Source organism: Polaromonas sp. P3_B4, assembly GCF_056402835.1.
In genome coordinates this window covers 345566-361942 of the sequence record NZ_JBFUGQ010000003.1, presented here as the reverse complement: position 1 = coordinate 361942, position 16377 = coordinate 345566, and the positions used below count along the sequence as shown (strand labels likewise).

Here is a 16377-nt window from a genome sequence, read left to right as displayed (position 1 = left end):
CCAACTACATCCGCAAGGATGTCCAGAGCGATCCGGCGGGCAAGCTCAAGCGCTTCCAGGCGGGTTACTCCTACAAGATGAGCAACCGCACGTCGCTGTACGGCTTTTATGACCGCTCGGACCCGAACAACCGCGTCGCCAATGACGTGATCCGCGTTTACGGCGTGGGCATTCAGCACAACTTCTGAGCGCCAGGAGCTGGCGTAACTAGCTGATACGCAAAGCCCGCCTCCGGCGGGCTTTTGTCATCAATGCACCGGCCAAGCCTTGGGCAAATTCAATCAATGGATGTCAACTCCCCCTAGTCCCCGCACAGGCCCTTTTCAACCATGTCCAGCAGATGCTCGCCGATCTGCTGCATCTGCGGACCGATGAGCGGGCCTAACGGGCCGTCAATCACCAGCATGGCCAGGCCGTGCACTGCGGACCAGGCGAGGAACTCGGCGCCGGGCCGGCGCTCAGGCGACAGCACGCCGCCGCTCACGAGTTTGTCAAGCGCGGTGCCCAGCAGCTCGAAGGGGTCCAGGCCGCTTTCCCCTTTGCGCTCGGCATTGGCCGGCGCGCCCTGGGCCCTTTCTTTCAAATCATCCGAGGGGCCAAAGGCCGTGCGGAACAACCCGCTCTCTGCCTGCGCAAAACGCAAATAGCCGGCGCCGACCGCGCGCACGTTGGCGCGGGCGAATTCGGCTGGCGGCAAACCCCGGGGCAGCGCAGCCAGTTCGGCCTCCATCGCGCGGGCCACGGCCGCCAGCGCGGCTGAACGAACCGCATACAGCAAGGCCTGGCGGTTTTCGAAATGGCGGTAGGCCGCATTAGGCGCTACGCCCGCGCGGCGCGTGGCTTCGCGCAGCACCACGGCCCCGGGCCCGCCGGCGCGGGCCAATTCCACCCCGGCTTCCAGCAGGGCACGCCGCAGGTCGCCGTGGCGATAAGTGCTGCGCGGCGGCGGGACTGGCTGGGAAGGGGGCGCACTCGACATAGCTTGTTACTTATTTATGTGGACAGTGTTCATTATCTTTGCTATTCTTTTGTGGACGGTGTACACAATACTGCTGATTTGGCCACCGCACAAGGCCCGCAAGCCTTTAACGATTCTTTAAACGCTCTTCTTTCAAGGAACCAGACCATGCAGAAAATCACCCCCTTCCTGTGGTTCAACGACCAGGCCGAGGAAGCCATGAATTTTTATGTTTCGATCTTCAAGAACTCGAAGATCACCATGCTCAGGCGCTACGGCAAGGAAGGCCCGGGCCCGGAGGGTTCGGTCATGACCGGCAGTTTCCAGCTTGAAGGCCAGGAATTCATGGCACTCAACGGCGGCCCGCACTTCAGCTTCACGCCGGCGATTTCGCTGTTCGTGGACTGCAAGACGCAGGAAGAGGTGGACGAGCTCTGGGACAAGCTCTCGGCGGGCGGGGCACCCAACCAGTGCGGCTGGGTCCAGGACAAATTCGGCCTGTCGTGGCAGATCATCCCCACCGCGCTCGGCAACATGCTGGGCGACAAGAACCCGGCCAAGGCCGGCGCCGCCATGAGCGCCATGCTGAAGATGCGCAAGATCAATATCAAGGACCTCCAGGAAGCCTATGACAGGGCCTGAGGAAGCACCTCCTCATTCAATTTATTCAAGGAGAGACCCGTGACGACCAAGATGTTTGTGAACCTGCCCGTGAAAAACCTGAACCAATCGGTGAAGTTTTTCACCGCGCTGGGCTTCAAATTCAACCCGCAATTCACCGATGAAAACGCCACCTGCATGATCGTGAGCGAGGAAAGCTTCGTCATGCTGCTGGTCGAGAACTATTTCAAGACCTTCACCCCCAAGCCGGTGAGCGACGCACGCAAAAGCACCGAGGTGCTGATCTGCCTTTCCTGTGACAGCCGCCAGGAAGTCGACGAGATGGTCAGCAAGGCTGTGGCCAGCGGCGCGACCACGCCCAACAAGGCACAAGACCACGGATTCATGTACCAGCACGGCTTCGAAGACCTGGATGGTCATCTCTGGGAGCTCGCCTGGATGAACGTTGAAGCCCACGCTGCGCAAATGAGTGCCTGAAAAATCCCCCAGCCTTATCAACCCACGAAGGAGTCAATCATGCTGATCCAGTCTTACCTCTTTTTTAACGGCCGCTGCGAAGAGGCCATCGAGTTTTACCGCAAGGCGCTTGGCGCCGAAGTGAAGATGATGATGCGCTTCAAGGAGAACCCGGAACCCATGACCGAAGGCTGCGGGCCGGACGGCGGTGCCATCCCGGGTGAGAACATCATGCATGCCAGCTTCAGGATCGGCGAAACGGAAGTGATGGCCTCTGACGGCATGGGCAACGGCAAGCCGGAATTCAAGGGCTTCTCGCTCTCGTTGACTGCGGCCAGCGATGCCGAAGCGCAGCGCCTGTTCAAGGCATTGAGCGACGGCGGCAAGGTAGAGATGCCCATCATGAAGACCTTTTACGCTTCGTCTTTCGGCATGGTGGAAGATCGCTTCGGCGTGTCGTGGATGGTCATCAAGCCGCTGCCCATGCCCTGATGGGGAAAGCATATGCAATTCCTGCTGATCATTTGCCACGACGCGGCCTTCGCGCCCACGCCGACGCTGGTGGCCGACATTGGCGCCTGGGTAAAGGACATGGGGAGCCGCGGCATCCTCAAGCACGGCAACCCGCTGCGCCCCCCCGACGACGCGATGACGGTGCGGGTGCGCAGCGGCAAGCGCGGGGTAACCAGTGGCCCCTTCACCGATAGCGCGGAAAAAATGGCGGCCTACGGGCTGATTGAATGCGCCGGCATGCAGGAGGCGATCGACATCGCAGCCGGCCATCCCATGGCCAGGGCCGCGACCATAGAGGTCAGGCCGGTGTGGTCCGACCTGCCGCGCATGGCGGCCTGAAAATCACCGATGAAATGAGTCAGCATGAAGCTTTATTACTCGGACACGCTGAATCCGCGAAAAGCCTGCGCCGTCGCCAGGCACTTGAAGCTGCCGGTGGAGTTCATCTACGTGGCGCTGGAAAAAGGCGAGCACCGTACGCCGCAGTTCCGCGCAATGAATCCCAATGCCAAGGTGCCCGTGCTGGTGGACGGCACCACGACCTTGTGGGAGTCGAATGCCATCATGTGCCACCTGGCGGAGAAAGCCGGCTCCGACCTGTGGCCGAGCGACAAGCGCCAGACCGAGGTGATCCGCTGGCTGATGTGGGATGCCACCGAGTTCGCGCCAACCGCCAGAACCTTCTATTTCGAACACATCATCAAGCCGCGCTTCCGTCAAAGCCAGGCCGACCCGGCCGAGATTGCGCGGGTGACGCCGGTCTTCGAGCGCTACGCCGGGGTGCTCGAAGCGCACCTCAAGGGGCGCGAATACCTCGTCGGCGACGCGCTGACTGTGGCCGACTTCGCGGCAGCTATCCCCTTGCCGTACGCCGAAAAGGCCCGCTTGCCGCTGGACAATTTCCCGGAAATCCGGCGCTGGCACGACCGCCTCAATCAGTTGGCCGCCTGGCGTGAGCCCTTTCCGGAATTACAGGGCGGTTAAATGCCTTGTACCCGCCGCTGAAAACAAAAAAGCCGGCGAGCACTCACGCGTTCGCCGGCCGGTGCAACCGAAAACCTTACCGTGCGGGCGCGGGAACGATCACGACCGTATCGCCTGTGGCACCGGTTCTGCCGGTCTTTCCGGTGTCGCCTGTGGCGCCGGTAGCACCGGTTGCGCCTTCATAGCCGGTAGAGCCCGTCGCTCCAGTCGCACCGGTAGCGCCGGTCGGGCCGGGAATACCAACGCCAGCGCCCGTGGCTCCCTTGGCGCCGTCAGTGCCCGCGGCACCCGTGGCCCCCGCAGGACCTGCAGGCCCGGGCACGGTGACAACTGCCGCAGGCGGCGCGACAACCGTCCGCTCACAGGCAACAAGGCCCAACGTTGCGACCAGTGTGGATAAAAGTAATGCGTGTTTCATTGTCATAGTGATCCTCTGGGAAAATTCGCACCAAGGTGCGTCAACAGTTCGTTCCTGCCTTGACCGTGAACTGTTTTTTTTACGGATCATGTGCATGAAACCGATACCAGCCACAACGCTTTTGCTGAAGGTCACACATTCGAAAACCGCTAACGGCTGCCGTATGCATGGCCCTCTTGAAAGAATCATTTCTGATGCAGACAACAGGATGAGTGCTCAAGGTACCCATTGGCAAGCGCCCATGCTGTAGGACGGGCCCACGACAGCGTGTCCCGAATCGGCAGCATCGCCAACGCGCGCAACCACGTCCAGTAGTGCAAACTTCAAGCTGAACTTTAGCCAAAGCCGCGACCACTGCCAAAACCCATTCTTCATTCACACCCAGACAACAAGACAAGGACATCCATGACTGCAACTTCTTCAACCAGCCCCGTGGCCGTCGTAACAGGGGGTGCACGCGGCATTGGCCTTGCCATCGGGCAATGGTTTCTGGCCAATGGTTACCGTGTGGCACTTCTGGATATCGACAGCGACACGCTGCTCCCCGCCGCTGCCGCCATTCAAGATGCAGGCTGCGTACTGGCGGTGCACTGCGATGTGGCCGACCCGGCGCAGGTGCAATCGGCCATGGAGAAGGTGGACGCCCGCTTTGGCCGTATCGATGCGCTGGTCAACAACGCCGGCATCGCGGTGTTCAAGCCTATCGGTGAGACAACATTTGAAGAATGGCGCCGGGTTTTGGGCGTCAACCTGGACGGCGCATTTTTGTGCAGCCAGGCCTGCGCGCCCATCATGAAGCGCACGGGCGGCGGCAGCATTGTCAACATCGCGTCGATCTCGGGCCTGCGCGCGAGCACGCTTCGCGTGGCGTACGGCACCAGCAAGGCCGCGCTTATCCAGCTGACCAAACAGCAGGCGGTTGAATTGGGCACCATCGGCATCCGGGCCAACGTGATCGCGCCCGGGCCGGTGGACACGGAAATGGCCAAGCTGGTTCACAGCGTGGCGATCCGCTCGGACTACCACGACGTGATTCCGCTGGGGCGTTACGGCACCGTGGAAGAAATCGCATCGGCCGTGGGCTTTTTGTGCAGCCCGGCAGCCAGCTATGTCAATGGCCAGGTGCTGGCTGTAGACGGTGGCTTTGAGTCTGCCGGTGTCGGCTTGCCGACGCTGAGAAAAAACCAGGGGGCCTGAGCACGCCATCTTGAAAACCCTGCTCCCGGCTTTTTCAGCCTTGCTCTATAGAATGATTCGGGTCTCTTCTGGCGCCACATTCTGGCGCCGCTTTCTTGTCAGGATGCCGCGTGCAACCCATTATTTCCCTTCAGAAACTCAGCAAAACTTACGCTTCGGGCTTTCATGCGCTCAAGTCGGTGAACCTGGACATCCAGCGCGGCGAGATTTTCGCCCTGCTCGGCCCCAACGGCGCGGGCAAGACCACCTTGATCAGCATCGTCTGCGGCATTGTCAATCCGAGCTCGGGCAGCGTGACGGCCGATGGACATGACGTCGTTCGGGATTACCGCGCCGCTCGCGCCAAAATCGGGCTGGTGCCTCAGGAGCTTTCGACCGATGCGTTTGAAACCGTCTGGTCCACCGTGAGCTTCAGCCGGGGCCTGTTCGGCAAGCCGCCCAACCCCGCCTACATTGAGAAAGTGCTGCGCGACCTTTCGCTGTGGGACAAGAAGGACAGCAAGATCATGGCGCTCTCCGGTGGCATGAAGCGCCGGGTATTGATTGCCAAGGCGTTGTCGCACGAACCCACCATCCTGTTCCTCGATGAGCCCAGCGCGGGCGTCGACGTCGAGCTGCGCAAGGGCATGTGGCAAATGGTGCGGGAGCTGCGCGACAACGGCGTCACCATCATCCTGACCACGCACTACATTGAGGAAGCCGAAGAAATGGCCGACCGCATTGGCGTCATCAACAAGGGCGAGCTGATTCTTGTCGAAGACAAAACGGTGCTGATGCGCAAGCTGGGCAAGAAGCAACTGAGCCTGCAACTGCAAACGCCGCTGCAAACCATTCCGGGTGCGTTGGCAGGGCTGCCGCTTGAGCTGACGAAAGAGGGCCACACCCTGGTCTACACCTTCGACACACAAACCGAGGAGACGGGTATCGCGGCGTTGCTCAAGCAGCTGGCCGAACTCGGCATTGACTTCAAGGACCTGCATTCAAGCGAGAGTTCGCTCGAAGACATCTTCGTGAGCCTGGTGCATGCCGACAAACCGGGCGCCCAGAAGGAGGCCGCATGAACTGGCACGCCATCCGCGCTATTTACCGCTTTGAAATGGCGCGCACCTTCCGCACGCTGATGCAATCCATCGCCTCGCCGGTGATCTCGACCTCGCTGTACTTCGTGGTCTTCGGCGCGGCCATCGGTTCGCGCATGGGTGACATCGACGGCATCCGCTACGGTGCCTTCATCATCCCCGGCCTCGTCATGCTGTCGCTGCTCAACGAGAGCATCTCGAACGCCGCCTTCGGCATCTACATGCCGAAATGGTCGGGGACAATTTACGAACTGCTGTCGGCGCCGGTGTCGTCCATGGAAGTGGTGATGGGCTACGTGGGCGCTGCGGCGAGCAAGTCCGTCATGCTGGGACTCCTGATCCTGGCAACGGCGCGCCTCTTCGTGCCCTATGAGATCGCGCACCCTTTCTGGATGCTGTGCTTCCTGCTGCTGACCGCGCTGACCTTCAGCCTGTTCGGTTTCATCATCGGGCTATGGGCCGACAACTTCCAGAAGCTGCAGATTGTGCCGCTGATGGTGGTGACGCCGCTGACTTTCCTCGGTGGCGCGTTTTACTCGATCAACATGCTGCCGCCGTTGTGGCAGAAGGTCGCCCTGTTCAACCCGGTGGTCTACCTGATCAGCGGATTCCGCTGGAGTTTTTACGGCGTGGCCGATGTCAACGTAGGCATCAGCGTGGCGGCCATCATGGGCTTTCTGGGGCTGTGCCTCGGCGCGGTGTGGTGGATCTTCCGTACGGGCTGGAAGCTGAAGGCCTGAGGAAGGGACAGGCGATTGATGACAACGCCCTATAGATGCTATTGATTTTATAGCTGCTTGCGCTTTCTACATAAGGTCCACAAGCATATTTCCCTTAAACCGCCAAGGCCGGGCCGGCCAGGTGGGCTGGCGGTGCAGCTTGAAAGGACAGCGGCCAACCTTATATGTGTTCTTTGAAAGTTTCACGCCAGAAAGGCCTCTTCATGCCTGCCGACCCCACCGCAAGTTCTGTCGCTCACTCCGCCGCCCATCCAGTCCTCCAGGTCAAGCCACTCGGCTTTCCGTGGGCAACGCTCGACCCGTTCCTCTTTTGCGTGTACCACGACGACGCCTACCCTCGCGGCAATGCGCAGATGGGCCCGGATGCCTCGCTCGCGGGGCGCAATATCGGCCAGGACTTTGCCCGCAAGGACGGCTGGAACATGTACCACGGCAGCACGGTGCCGGGCTTTCCCGCGCACCCGCACCGCGGCTTTGAAACCGTGACCATCGTGCGCAAGGGCCTGATCGACCATTCCGACTCCCTGGGCGCGACAGCGCGCTTTGGCCGCGGCGACGTGCAGTGGCTGACGGCCGGCAAGGGCGTGGTCCATTCCGAGATGTTCCCGTTGCTGGACCCGCAAAATCCCAATCCACTGGAGCTGTTCCAGATCTGGCTGAACCTGCCGGCGGCCGGCAAGATGAGCGAGCCGCACTTCACCATGTTCTGGTCGCAGGACATTCCGCGCCTGGACATCAAGGATGCCGAAGGGCGCGGCACCGAAGTGGCCGTGATTGCCGGCCGTATTCAAAATACCCAGGCCGCGCCGCTGGCGCCGCCGCCGGATTCGTGGGCTTCGCAAGCCGAGGCCGACGTGGCGATCTGGACGATTCGCATGGTGCCCGGCGCCCGCTGGACGCTGCCCGCCGCAACGGGCGAAGGCACGCGCCGCCACCTGTATTTTTTCAAGGGGCAGTCTGCGACGCTGGGCGGCCAGGCGGTGAACGTGGACAGCGCCATCGAGCTGCGGGCCGGCGTGGATGCGGAGATCATCAACGGCGGCGAGGAAGCCGAATTCCTGATGCTGCAAGGCAGGCCCATTGGTGAGCCGGTGGTGCAGTACGGCCCGTTTGTCATGAACACGCAAGCCGAAATTGCACAGACCATGGCGGACTACCAGCGCACGCAGTTTGGTGGCTGGTCGTTTGGCGATGACGCGCCGGTGCATGGGCGGGAGCCGGCGCGCTTTGCGCGGCACCCGGGCGGACGCGAAGAGCGGCCGACGGGCGACTGACGGCCGAGCAGCGCCTCGCTGCTATATTTTTAATAGCTGCCCGCGCTTGTTCTTAGCCGCTCCGGGGCACTTTTCGCATAACTCCGGCATTACCAGTCAACTTCCCCGCAGTACCCCCAGGCAATATCGGGTTTCGCAAACGCCGCCTGTGGGGTGCGGCAGCAGACGCCTACACTCCCGCCAACACAAGGAGATGCCATGAGCCAGGAGCCCAACTCCCAAGCGGTCAAAAACGAACTGAATGCGCTGGCGCAGGCGTTCTTTCGCGCCGTCTCGTTTGAGCCGGGCAGCGTGCCGCCTTACGATGACATTCACGCGCTCTTCATCGACGCAGGCCTCCTGATCAAGAACACAGGAACCGCACCCGAGATTTCCAGCGTGCGCGAATTCATCGCGCCGCGGCAGGCCATGGTGGACAGCGGCGGCCTCACGCGCTTCAGGGAATGGGAGCTGTCGGAAACCACACAAATCTTCGGCAACATTGCCCATCGCTACAGCGCTTACGGCAAGGCCGGCACGATGAACGGCGAGGCATTCGAGGCGCGCGGCATGATCTCGACACAGTTTGTCAAAACGCCTGACGGCTGGAAGATGAGCGCCATGGCCTGGGACGATGAACGGCCCGGCCTGACCCTGCCGGGTTAACCGGGTTCAGCGGGTTGACCGGCCACTCAGACAGGCATCAAACCTGTGTTGATCGCCGCCTCGTCCAGCGTGGCGAAAGTCATGTTGTGGCGATCCGTCAGCGGCCCACCGCCGGGCACTACATGGCCGTCTGCGGTGTAGCCAATGGCCTTGAACTTCCACACGCCGCCAATCAGTTTGAGCTGGCCCACCAGCTCGCCGCTGCTCAGATGAACACTCACCACTTGTTCGTTGAGTTTTTTGAACGTCAGGGGCATCAGCATGAACCTTTCAGTGCGACCGGTCGCCGAGTATTGCACTGACAATAAAAAAGCGCCCGGAGGCGCTTTTTTATTGGCGATGTTGAAGTGAATTACTTCGCCACCACGCGGACCATTTCGAGGCACTTGTTGGAGTAGCCCCATTCGTTGTCGTACCAGGCGACGACCTTGATGAAGGTGCCGTCGAGCGCGATGGACGCATCGGCGTCAAACACGCTGGTGCAGGTCTCGCCGCGGAAGTCGGTGGCAACGACCTTGTCTTCGGTGTAGCCCAGGATGCCCTTGAGTGCGCCTTCGCTTTGCGCTTTCATTTCGGCGCAGATTTCCTTGAGCGTGGCTTCCTTGTTGAGCTCGCAGGTCAGGTCAACCACCGACACGTCGGAGGTGGGCACACGGAAGGACATGCCGGTCAGCTTCTTGTTGAGCTCGGGGATCACCACGCCCACAGCCTTGGCAGCGCCGGTGCTGGAGGGAATGATGTTTTCCAGGATGCCGCGGCCGCCGCGCCAGTCTTTGTTCGACGGGCCGTCCACGGTTTTCTGCGTGGCAGTGGCCGCGTGCACGGTCGTCATCAGGCCGCGCTTGATGCCCCACTTGTCGTTCAGCACCTTGGCGATAGGCGCCAGGCAGTTGGTGGTGCAGCTGGCGTTGGAAATGATGGCCTCGCCCTTGTAGGTCTTGTCGTTGACGCCGAAAACGAACATCGGGGTGTCGTCTTTCGACGGTGCCGAGAAGATGACCTTCTTCGCGCCGGCGGCCAGGTGCTTCTCACCGGAAGCCTTGTCGAGGAAGAGGCCCGTGGACTCCAGCACCACGGTGGCGCCGATATCGCCCCACTTGAGGTTGGCGGGGTCACGTTCCTGCGTCAGGCGGATCTTCTTGCCGTTGACGATCAGCGTGTTGCCCTCAACGGACACGTCGCCTTCGAAGCGGCCGTGCACCGAGTCGTACTTCAGCATGTAGGCCAGGTACTCAGGCTCGAGCAAATCATTGATGCCGACGATTTCAATGTCGCCAAAGCTTTTGATGGCCGAGCGAAACACGTTGCGGCCGATACGGCCAAAACCATTAATGCCGAGTTTGATAGTCATGAGATCTCCTGTGAGTTTGAAAAACGATGCTTTGCACCCGTGTGATCGCGATTGGCGAGCCAGCCCCAGGCAAAAAGACAGAATGCGAACACGTAACCCCATTGCGCCAGTCCACGGCGGTTGAGCGCCACAGCCTCGCGGAAACGGAGCGCGTCGTCATAGGAATACAGTACGGCACCACCCCGTTCCAGCACGTAAATTTCAGACGTTGCTGGATCGCTTCGCAGTACCACCTCTTGATCAACAAGGCTGCCGAACGGAATGTCTGAGACTTTCTGCATTGCGCCGTCCCGAAGCGCTACCAGGGTCCATCCGTAAGCGTCCTTACCGACGCTACCTTCGAAGAAATACTCAAGCTCGGTCACACCCAGCCTGTATCGCTGGCGAGTTTCAATTTGTGAAACGCGGCTGACGACCGCGGTTTCCACGCGCAGATCGTCATACGCCACCGCCGTCTTACCCGGCAGCGAGAAATAAAGAAAACTCGTCGCAACCACAAAGCACAGCAAACCCAACTGGAAGGCCAGTGAGTTGCGGGCGAGCCAGATGAGCTTTGGCATGCGGCTTCGTGAGGTTTATTTCTTCAGCACCTTGCGCACGGTGTCGGCCACGTTCTCGGCGGTAAAACCAAAGTGCTTGAACAACACGGGCGCAGGAGCCGACTCGCCGTAGCTGTCGATGCCCACCACGGCGGCGCAGCCGTATTTCCACCAGCCGTCCGTCACGCCCATTTCCACCGCGATGCGGGGGATGCCTTCTGGCAGCACTTCGGATTTGTACGCCGTTTTTTGCTTGTCAAACGTCGTGTTGCTGGGCATGGAGACCACACGCACGGCGATCTTGTGGGCGGCCAGCAGCTCTTGCGCCTTGAGCGCGAGTTGCACTTCAGAGCCGGTGGCAATGATGACGGCCTGGGCCTTTTTGTTCAGGCCCACTTCGGCGGGCTCGGCCAGCACATAAGCGCCCTTGCTGATTTCACCGAGGTCGTTCTTCGGTGCGTAAGGCAGGTTCTGGCGGCTCAGCAGCAATGCCGTCGGTTTGTTCTTGTTCTCGAGCGCGACGGCCCAGGCAACAGCCGTTTCAGCCGTGTCGCCCGGACGCCAGACGTCGAGGTTGGGAATCAGGCGCAGGCTGGCCGCGTGCTCGATGGACTGGTGCGTCGGGCCGTCTTCGCCGAGGCCGATGGAGTCGTGCGTGAAGACGTGGATAACGCGGATCTTCATCAGCGCGGCCATGCGGATGGCGTTGCGGCTGTAGTCGCTGAAGGTGAGGAAGGTACCGCCGTAGGGAATGAAGCCACCGTGCAGCGCGATGCCGTTCATGATCGCGGCCATGCCGAATTCGCGCACGCCGTAGTTGATGTGGCGGCCGCCCGCGCTCACGCCTTCGGCATTGGCCGTCAGCACGACTTCGCCGTTCATGTCAAAACGCAGGTTGGGCGTGGACTTGGTGTTGGTGAGGTTGGAGCCGGTCAAATCGGCCGAGCCGCCCAGCAACTCTGGCAGGCCGGCGGTGAAGGCTTCGAGTGCGAGCTGCGAAGCCTTGCGGGAGGCCACGGTTTCGGCCTTGGTGTGCGCGCCGATGACAGTGTCGACAGCCAGCTGCGAGAAACTCTTGGGCAGGTCGCCCTTCATGCGGCGGGTGAGTTCGGCGGCGAGCGCGGGGTGCGCAGCTTTGTAGGCGGCAAATTTCGCGTCCCAGGCGGCTTCAGCGGCCAAGCCCTTGGCCTTGGCGTCCCACGCGTCGTAGGTTTCCTTCGGCACTTCAAATGGTGCATAAGGCCAGTTGAGGGCTTCGCGCGTGAGCTTGATTTCTTCAGCGCCCAGCGGCTCGCCGTGGGCCTTGGCGGTGTTGGCGCGATTCGGTGAACCCTTGCCGATGTGCGTCTTGCAAATGATCAGCGTGGGCTTGTCGCTGGATTTTTTGGCGCCTTCAATGGCCTGCGAGACCAGCTCGGCGTCGTGGCCGTCGATGGGGCCCAGCACGTTCCAGCCGTAAGCGGCGAAACGCACGGCGGTGTTGTCGATGAACCAGGGAGCGACCTGGCCGTCAATCGAGATGCCGTTGTCGTCATACAGCGCGACCAGCTTGTTGAGCTTCCACGCGCCGGCGAGCGCGGCCGCTTCGTGGCTGATGCCTTCCATCAGGCAGCCGTCGCCCATGAACACATAGGTGTTGTGGTCGACGACGGTGTGGCCTTCGCGATTGAACTCTTTGGCGAGCAGCTTTTCAGCCAGCGCCATGCCGACCGCATTGGTCAGGCCCTGGCCCAGCGGGCCGGTGGTGGTTTCAACGCCGGGGGTGTAGCCGTATTCGGGGTGGCCGGGGGTTTTGCTGTGGAGCTGGCGGAAGTTCTTGAGTTCGCCAATGGGCAGTTTGTAGCCGGTGAGGTGCAGCACGGCATAAATCAGCATGGAGCCGTGGCCGTTGGACAGCACAAAACGGTCGCGGTCGAACCAGTTGGGGTTGTGCGGGCTGTGCTTGAGGTGGCTGCCCCAGAGGGCGACTGCCATGTCGGCCATGCCCATGGGGGCGCCGGGATGTCCGGAATTGGCTTGTTGAACGGCGTCCATTGCGAGTGCGCGTATCGCATTCGCCATCATTTGCGTATTGGCCATGTAGGCAGCTCCGGGAGGGGGAAAGATCAGGGGTAACCCGGTATTTTACCGTTTGGGCCCTCCCCACCGGTTTGGCGGGGGTTTGGCCCCGATTTGGCTGGACAGCACCCCGCCATGCACTAAAGTCAGGGGCATGCAAGGCCTTCACCTGACCGCCGACCTTTACAAATGCCGCTGCGACCCGGCCTGGCTGACCGACGCTACCCGACTGGGCGACTGGTGCGTGCAGGCCGTGCAGTCGGCCGGCCTGCAGGCCGTCAACCAGCTGTTTCACACTTTTCCAGACACCGTGCACGGCCCCGGGGGCATCACGGCCACCGTGCTGCTGGCCGAATCACATGTGTGCGTGCACACCTGGCCCGAGCAGAAAGCCGTAACGCTGGATGTGTATGTGTGCAACTTCGGCGGCGACCACTCCGCCCGGGCACGCGGCCTGATGGACGCGCTGGTGCGGCGCTTTAACCCGGAATGGACCGAGCAGCGGTCGCTGGACCGGGGCGATACGCAATGACCGGCGCACCCATCAAGGCCATGATCATGGCCGCCGGCCGCGGCGAGCGCATGCGGCCGCTGACCGACACCACGCCCAAGCCCCTGCTGCCGGTGCGCGGCAAGCCGCTGATTGACTGGCAGGCCGAAGCGCTGGTGCGCGGCGGCTTCACCGACCTGGTCATCAACACGGCCTGGCTGGGCGAGCAGGTTCCGGCCCATTTTTCTACACTTTCTTCAAGCCATTTCGGGCTGCAGCCCAATCAGGACGCGCGCAAGCAGCTATCAATTTCATACTCACACGAAGGCGTGGATTTTGGCGGTGCACTGGAAACCGCCGGGGGCATTGCGCGTGCGCTGCCGCTACTGGGTGACATTTTCTGGGTACTGGCGGGCGATGTGTTTGTGCCCGGCTTTGAGTTCACCCAGGCCGCCGTCACGCGGTTTGCCGCTGACAACAAGCTGGCCCACCTCTGGCTGGTGCCCAACCCCGCACACAACTCGAAAGGCGACTTTGGCCTTGGCCCTGATGGACTGGCGCTGAACCTGCCCAAGGACAGCCCGCAGCCCAAATTCACCTACAGCACCATCGGCCTGTACCGGCGCGAATTGTTCGACAGCCTGCCCTTCGGCAACCCGCAAGGCCTGAAAGCCCCACTGGCACCGCTTTTGCGTACGGCGATGGACAATCAGGCCGTGAGCGCCGAGCTGTATGAAGGCGCCTGGACCGACGTTGGCACACCGGCGCGGCTGGATGAGCTGAACCAAACCACCACGACTTGAAGCAGAACACATGAGCACCACCACGATCTACGAAAAACGCCGCGCCGCCATTGCCCGCGCCCTGAAGGCGGCCGGCGGCGGCATCGCCCTGCTGCCCACCGCGCCCGAATACCCGCGCAACCGCGACAGCGACTTCCCCTATCGCCACGACAGCTACTTTTATTACCTGACCGGCTTCAGCGAACCCGACAGCTGGCTGGTGATTGAGGCCAGCGGCAAGACCACGCTGTTTTGCCGGCCCAAGGACCTGGAGCGCGAGATCTGGGACGGCATTCGTTTGGGCCCCAAGGCCGCGCCCGCCGCGCTGGGTGTGGACGCTGCCTTCAGCGTGGAAGCGCTGGACGAAAAAATGCCGCAGCTGCTGGCCAACCAGAGCGCCGTGTGGTTTCCGTTTGCCACGCACAAAGGCCTGGAAACACAGGTGGACGACTGGCTGAACAAGGTGCGCGCCCGCGTGCGTTACGGCGCCGAATGCCCGCAAAGCCAGCACGACTTGTGCAAGCTGCTTGACGAAATGCGGCTGGTGAAGGACAGCCATGAAGTCGCGATCCTCAAGCGCGCCGGCAAGATTTCGGCCGGTGCCCACGTGCGCGCCATGCAGACCTCGGCTGCCATGTTGCGTGACGGTGCCAACGGGAAACTAAAGGGCGGCCTGCGTGAATACCACCTCGAAGCCGAGCTGCTGCACGAGTTCCGCCGCCATGGTTCGCAGTTCCCGGCTTATGGCAGCATCGTCGCGGCCGGCGCCAACGCCTGCATCCTGCACTACCGCGCGGGCGACACCGAACTCAAGCCCGGCCAGCTGTGCCTGATTGACGCCGGTTGCGAGCTGGACGGCTACGCCAGCGACATCACCCGCACCTTCCCGGCAGACGGCAAATTCACGCCGGCCCAGCGCACGCTGTACGACATCGTGCTGGCCGCGCAAGACGCCGCGGTGAAAGTAACCAAGCCCGGCAAACGCTTTCTGGACCCGCATGACGCGGCGACGCGCGTACTGGTGGAAGGCATGCTGGACACCGGCCTGCTCGACAAAAAGAAGCACGGCAAGGTCGACGACGTGCTCGAATCCGGCGCCTACCGCCAGTTCTACATGCACCGCACCGGCCACTGGATGGGCATGGACGTGCATGACTGCGGCGACTACACCGAGCCTGGCAGCAAGCCGCGCGAAGAAAAAGACGCCCTGGGCCAGACCGTGATGCGCAAGCCCTCACGCATCCTGCGGCCCGGCATGGTGCTGACCATCGAGCCCGGCATTTATGTGCGGCCCGGCAAGAACGTGCCCAAGGAGTTCTGGAACATCGGCATCCGGATTGAGGACGATGCGCTGGTGACGGCCAAGGGGTGTGAGTTGATGACGCGGGGGGTGCCGGTGGATGGGGATGAGATTGAGGCGTTGATGAAGGGGTGATGGGGACGCTGCGGTTTGCCGCAGGGCCGGACGGGCGCCTCGATGCTATGTATTTGATAGCTGCTGGCGCATATGCCCATTGGGCTAGAGGCCAAATATCTCCTGAAAATGGGCCAGAAACAGGCCCATTTTCATTTTGGGCGTCAAAAACTGCCTCCGAGCGCATTTTGGGGGGGTCAGCAGGCCTTGTTTCAGGCATCGAAAGCGCGTTGGATCCAATAGGGACGAGCGCAAGCAGCTATTTAATTGATAGCGCCGTGTTTCTTGTTGTGTTCGAATTGAACTCGCTTAAAGGTGGTTCTTGTTCCAGCTTGGGCTCACTCTGCTGAGGACTGCTGGCCGGGGGTTGCCCGGCGGCAAGTAACTTTCTTTTGCGTCGCCAAAAGAAAGTCACCAAAGAAAAGGCGACCCTGCTGTCTGCGACCCCTGCGCTTCGCTCCGGGGCAACCTGCGGTGCTCGGTTCAGGCGGGGTCTCGCTCGAACTCGCCTTCGGCTCAGACAATCGCGATCCCTGATCCGCCTGAACCTGCGCTCCTCGGCGCAGACAGAAGGGGCAACCGGGTGCGGGAACCGAATACCGAAATATCAGGAAACCAATACCAACAAGGACACGCCATGGCGTGTCCTTGTTTCTTCAGGTATTCGGGGTTTTGTCTTTGGCTGTTTGGTATTCCTGTCTCCACCCCCTTGTGGATGCGCCGAGGAGCGGAGGACCAGACGGATCAGGGCAAAAACTTGTTTGAGCGAAGCGAGTTGTTTTTGACCCCGGCTGGACCGAGCACCGCAGGTTGCCCCGGAGCGAAGCGCAGGGGACGCAGGAACCAGGGTCGCCTTTT

At 61.6% G+C, this 16377-nt stretch carries 19 protein-coding genes and 1 pseudogene; 14 read left to right on the top strand and 6 right to left on the bottom strand.

Annotated features, from left to right (window positions below):
- Window positions 1–188: pseudogene (locus tag AC1DVV_RS21315) on the top strand (porin); the annotation flags it as partial.
- A gap of 113 nt (window positions 189–301) precedes the next feature.
- On the opposite strand, the gene AC1DVV_RS21310 reads toward AC1DVV_RS21315, so the two are convergent.
- On the bottom strand, window positions 302–979 hold the full coding sequence (locus AC1DVV_RS21310; RefSeq protein WP_477702531.1) for a TetR/AcrR family transcriptional regulator: 678 nt from the start codon (window positions 977–979) through the stop codon (window positions 302–304).
- Window positions 980–1126: 147 nt separating this feature from the next.
- On the opposite strand from AC1DVV_RS21310, the gene AC1DVV_RS21305 reads away from it, so the two are divergent.
- Genes AC1DVV_RS21305 through AC1DVV_RS21285 form a run of 5 tightly spaced genes read left to right on the top strand, consistent with a single transcriptional unit; the run spans window position 1127 to window position 3532 of the window.
- The gene (locus AC1DVV_RS21305) at window positions 1127–1600 is read left to right on the top strand and encodes a VOC family protein (RefSeq protein ID WP_457281970.1); all 474 of its coding nucleotides are present in this window, start codon (window positions 1127–1129) and stop codon (window positions 1598–1600) included.
- A gap of 51 nt (window positions 1601–1651) precedes the next feature.
- Window positions 1652–2056 carry a VOC family protein gene (locus AC1DVV_RS21300; protein WP_477702532.1) on the top strand — a complete coding sequence of 135 codons (405 nt, stop codon included), beginning with the start codon at window positions 1652–1654 and terminating at the stop codon, window positions 2054–2056.
- Between the two features lie 39 nt (window positions 2057–2095).
- The gene (locus tag AC1DVV_RS21295) at window positions 2096–2527 is read left to right on the top strand and encodes a VOC family protein (protein WP_457281969.1); all 432 of its coding nucleotides are present in this window, start codon (window positions 2096–2098) and stop codon (window positions 2525–2527) included.
- A 12-nt stretch (window positions 2528–2539) separates the two neighbouring features.
- Window positions 2540–2887, top strand: coding sequence for a YciI family protein (locus tag AC1DVV_RS21290; RefSeq protein WP_477707248.1), 348 nt, complete (start codon window positions 2540–2542; stop codon window positions 2885–2887).
- A gap of 24 nt (window positions 2888–2911) precedes the next feature.
- A complete protein-coding gene (locus AC1DVV_RS21285) occupies window positions 2912–3532 on the top strand; it encodes a glutathione S-transferase family protein (protein WP_477667086.1) in 621 nt (206 codons plus the stop codon).
- A gap of 76 nt (window positions 3533–3608) precedes the next feature.
- Here AC1DVV_RS21285 and AC1DVV_RS21280 read toward each other — a convergent pair whose 3' ends face one another.
- Window positions 3609–3956: a collagen-like protein gene (locus AC1DVV_RS21280; RefSeq protein ID WP_477702529.1), complete on the bottom strand. Its 348-nt coding sequence runs from the start codon at window positions 3954–3956 to the stop codon at window positions 3609–3611.
- A gap of 399 nt (window positions 3957–4355) precedes the next feature.
- Between AC1DVV_RS21280 and AC1DVV_RS21275 the strand changes: the two genes are divergently transcribed.
- The 5 genes from AC1DVV_RS21275 to AC1DVV_RS21255 all read left to right on the top strand — a co-directional run bounded on the left by AC1DVV_RS21275 (window position 4356) and on the right by AC1DVV_RS21255 (window position 8885).
- On the top strand, window positions 4356–5147 hold the full coding sequence (locus tag AC1DVV_RS21275; protein WP_477702528.1) for an SDR family NAD(P)-dependent oxidoreductase: 792 nt from the start codon (window positions 4356–4358) through the stop codon (window positions 5145–5147).
- Window positions 5148–5257: 110 nt separating this feature from the next.
- Window positions 5258–6208, top strand: coding sequence for an ABC transporter ATP-binding protein (locus AC1DVV_RS21270; protein ID WP_457281964.1), 951 nt, complete (start codon window positions 5258–5260; stop codon window positions 6206–6208).
- Window positions 6205–6966 (top strand): ABC transporter permease, encoded by a 762-nt coding sequence (locus AC1DVV_RS21265; RefSeq protein ID WP_457281963.1) that lies wholly within the window; start codon window positions 6205–6207, stop codon window positions 6964–6966. The genes AC1DVV_RS21270 and AC1DVV_RS21265 overlap by 4 nt, the downstream gene beginning before the upstream one ends.
- Before the next feature lie 203 nt (window positions 6967–7169).
- Window positions 7170–8240 carry a pirin family protein gene (locus AC1DVV_RS21260; protein ID WP_457281962.1) on the top strand — a complete coding sequence of 357 codons (1071 nt, stop codon included), beginning with the start codon at window positions 7170–7172 and terminating at the stop codon, window positions 8238–8240.
- A 198-nt stretch (window positions 8241–8438) separates the two neighbouring features.
- The gene (locus AC1DVV_RS21255; RefSeq protein WP_457281961.1) at window positions 8439–8885 is read left to right on the top strand and encodes a hypothetical protein; all 447 of its coding nucleotides are present in this window, start codon (window positions 8439–8441) and stop codon (window positions 8883–8885) included.
- Window positions 8886–8911: 26 nt separating this feature from the next.
- Here AC1DVV_RS21255 and AC1DVV_RS21250 read toward each other — a convergent pair whose 3' ends face one another.
- The 4 genes from AC1DVV_RS21250 to tkt all read right to left on the bottom strand — a co-directional run bounded on the left by AC1DVV_RS21250 (window position 8912) and on the right by tkt (window position 12854).
- Entirely contained in the window at window positions 8912–9142 is a 231-nt protein-coding gene (locus tag AC1DVV_RS21250) for a hypothetical protein (RefSeq protein WP_457281960.1), read from the bottom strand.
- A 95-nt stretch (window positions 9143–9237) separates the two neighbouring features.
- Window positions 9238–10236 carry a type I glyceraldehyde-3-phosphate dehydrogenase gene (gap, locus tag AC1DVV_RS21245; protein WP_457281959.1) on the bottom strand — a complete coding sequence of 333 codons (999 nt, stop codon included), beginning with the start codon at window positions 10234–10236 and terminating at the stop codon, window positions 9238–9240.
- Window positions 10233–10796, bottom strand: coding sequence for a hypothetical protein (locus AC1DVV_RS21240; RefSeq protein ID WP_457281958.1), 564 nt, complete (start codon window positions 10794–10796; stop codon window positions 10233–10235). The genes gap and AC1DVV_RS21240 overlap by 4 nt, the downstream gene beginning before the upstream one ends.
- A gap of 15 nt (window positions 10797–10811) precedes the next feature.
- A complete protein-coding gene (gene tkt / locus AC1DVV_RS21235) occupies window positions 10812–12854 on the bottom strand; it encodes a transketolase (protein WP_457281957.1) in 2043 nt (680 codons plus the stop codon).
- A gap of 133 nt (window positions 12855–12987) precedes the next feature.
- Here tkt and speD point away from each other — a divergent pair, with 133 nt between their 5' ends.
- Genes speD through AC1DVV_RS21220 form a run of 3 tightly spaced genes read left to right on the top strand, consistent with a single transcriptional unit; the run spans window position 12988 to window position 15540 of the window.
- Window positions 12988–13365, top strand: a complete 378-nt coding sequence (gene speD, locus AC1DVV_RS21230) for an adenosylmethionine decarboxylase (protein WP_457281956.1) — start codon at window positions 12988–12990, stop codon at window positions 13363–13365.
- Window positions 13362–14126: a nucleotidyltransferase family protein gene (locus tag AC1DVV_RS21225; RefSeq protein ID WP_477667079.1), complete on the top strand. Its 765-nt coding sequence runs from the start codon at window positions 13362–13364 to the stop codon at window positions 14124–14126. The genes speD and AC1DVV_RS21225 overlap by 4 nt, the downstream gene beginning before the upstream one ends.
- Before the next feature lie 10 nt (window positions 14127–14136).
- Window positions 14137–15540, top strand: coding sequence for an aminopeptidase P N-terminal domain-containing protein (locus AC1DVV_RS21220; protein ID WP_477667078.1), 1404 nt, complete (start codon window positions 14137–14139; stop codon window positions 15538–15540).
- The last annotated feature ends 837 nt before the right edge of the window (window positions 15541–16377 follow it).

What these genes read in the sequence shown, in the direction of transcription:
- AC1DVV_RS21290 (WP_477707248.1), top strand. Translation starts at nt 2,540, where the DNA reads ATGCAATTCCTGCTGATCATTTGCCACGACGCGGCCTTCGCGCCCACG.
- AC1DVV_RS21300 (WP_477702532.1), top strand. Translation starts at nt 1,652, where the DNA reads ATGTTTGTGAACCTGCCCGTGAAAAACCTGAACCAATCGGTGAAGTTT.
- gap (WP_457281959.1), bottom strand. Translation starts at nt 10,236, where the DNA reads ATGACTATCAAACTCGGCATTAATGGTTTTGGCCGTATCGGCCGCAAC.
- AC1DVV_RS21265 (WP_457281963.1), top strand. Translation starts at nt 6,205, where the DNA reads ATGAACTGGCACGCCATCCGCGCTATTTACCGCTTTGAAATGGCGCGC.
- AC1DVV_RS21310 (WP_477702531.1), bottom strand. Translation starts at nt 979, where the DNA reads ATGTCGAGTGCGCCCCCTTCCCAGCCAGTCCCGCCGCCGCGCAGCACT.
- tkt (WP_457281957.1), bottom strand. Translation starts at nt 12,854, where the DNA reads ATGGCCAATACGCAAATGATGGCGAATGCGATACGCGCACTCGCAATG.
- AC1DVV_RS21255 (WP_457281961.1), top strand. Translation starts at nt 8,439, where the DNA reads ATGAGCCAGGAGCCCAACTCCCAAGCGGTCAAAAACGAACTGAATGCG.
- AC1DVV_RS21295 (WP_457281969.1), top strand. Translation starts at nt 2,096, where the DNA reads ATGCTGATCCAGTCTTACCTCTTTTTTAACGGCCGCTGCGAAGAGGCC.
- AC1DVV_RS21220 (WP_477667078.1), top strand. Translation starts at nt 14,137, where the DNA reads ATGAGCACCACCACGATCTACGAAAAACGCCGCGCCGCCATTGCCCGC.
- AC1DVV_RS21250 (WP_457281960.1), bottom strand. Translation starts at nt 9,142, where the DNA reads ATGCCCCTGACGTTCAAAAAACTCAACGAACAAGTGGTGAGTGTTCAT.
- AC1DVV_RS21305 (WP_457281970.1), top strand. Translation starts at nt 1,127, where the DNA reads ATGCAGAAAATCACCCCCTTCCTGTGGTTCAACGACCAGGCCGAGGAA.
- AC1DVV_RS21285 (WP_477667086.1), top strand. Translation starts at nt 2,912, where the DNA reads ATGAAGCTTTATTACTCGGACACGCTGAATCCGCGAAAAGCCTGCGCC.
- AC1DVV_RS21225 (WP_477667079.1), top strand. Translation starts at nt 13,362, where the DNA reads ATGACCGGCGCACCCATCAAGGCCATGATCATGGCCGCCGGCCGCGGC.
- AC1DVV_RS21260 (WP_457281962.1), top strand. Translation starts at nt 7,170, where the DNA reads ATGCCTGCCGACCCCACCGCAAGTTCTGTCGCTCACTCCGCCGCCCAT.
- AC1DVV_RS21275 (WP_477702528.1), top strand. Translation starts at nt 4,356, where the DNA reads ATGACTGCAACTTCTTCAACCAGCCCCGTGGCCGTCGTAACAGGGGGT.
- speD (WP_457281956.1), top strand. Translation starts at nt 12,988, where the DNA reads ATGCAAGGCCTTCACCTGACCGCCGACCTTTACAAATGCCGCTGCGAC.
- AC1DVV_RS21240 (WP_457281958.1), bottom strand. Translation starts at nt 10,796, where the DNA reads ATGCCAAAGCTCATCTGGCTCGCCCGCAACTCACTGGCCTTCCAGTTG.
- AC1DVV_RS21280 (WP_477702529.1), bottom strand. Translation starts at nt 3,956, where the DNA reads ATGACAATGAAACACGCATTACTTTTATCCACACTGGTCGCAACGTTG.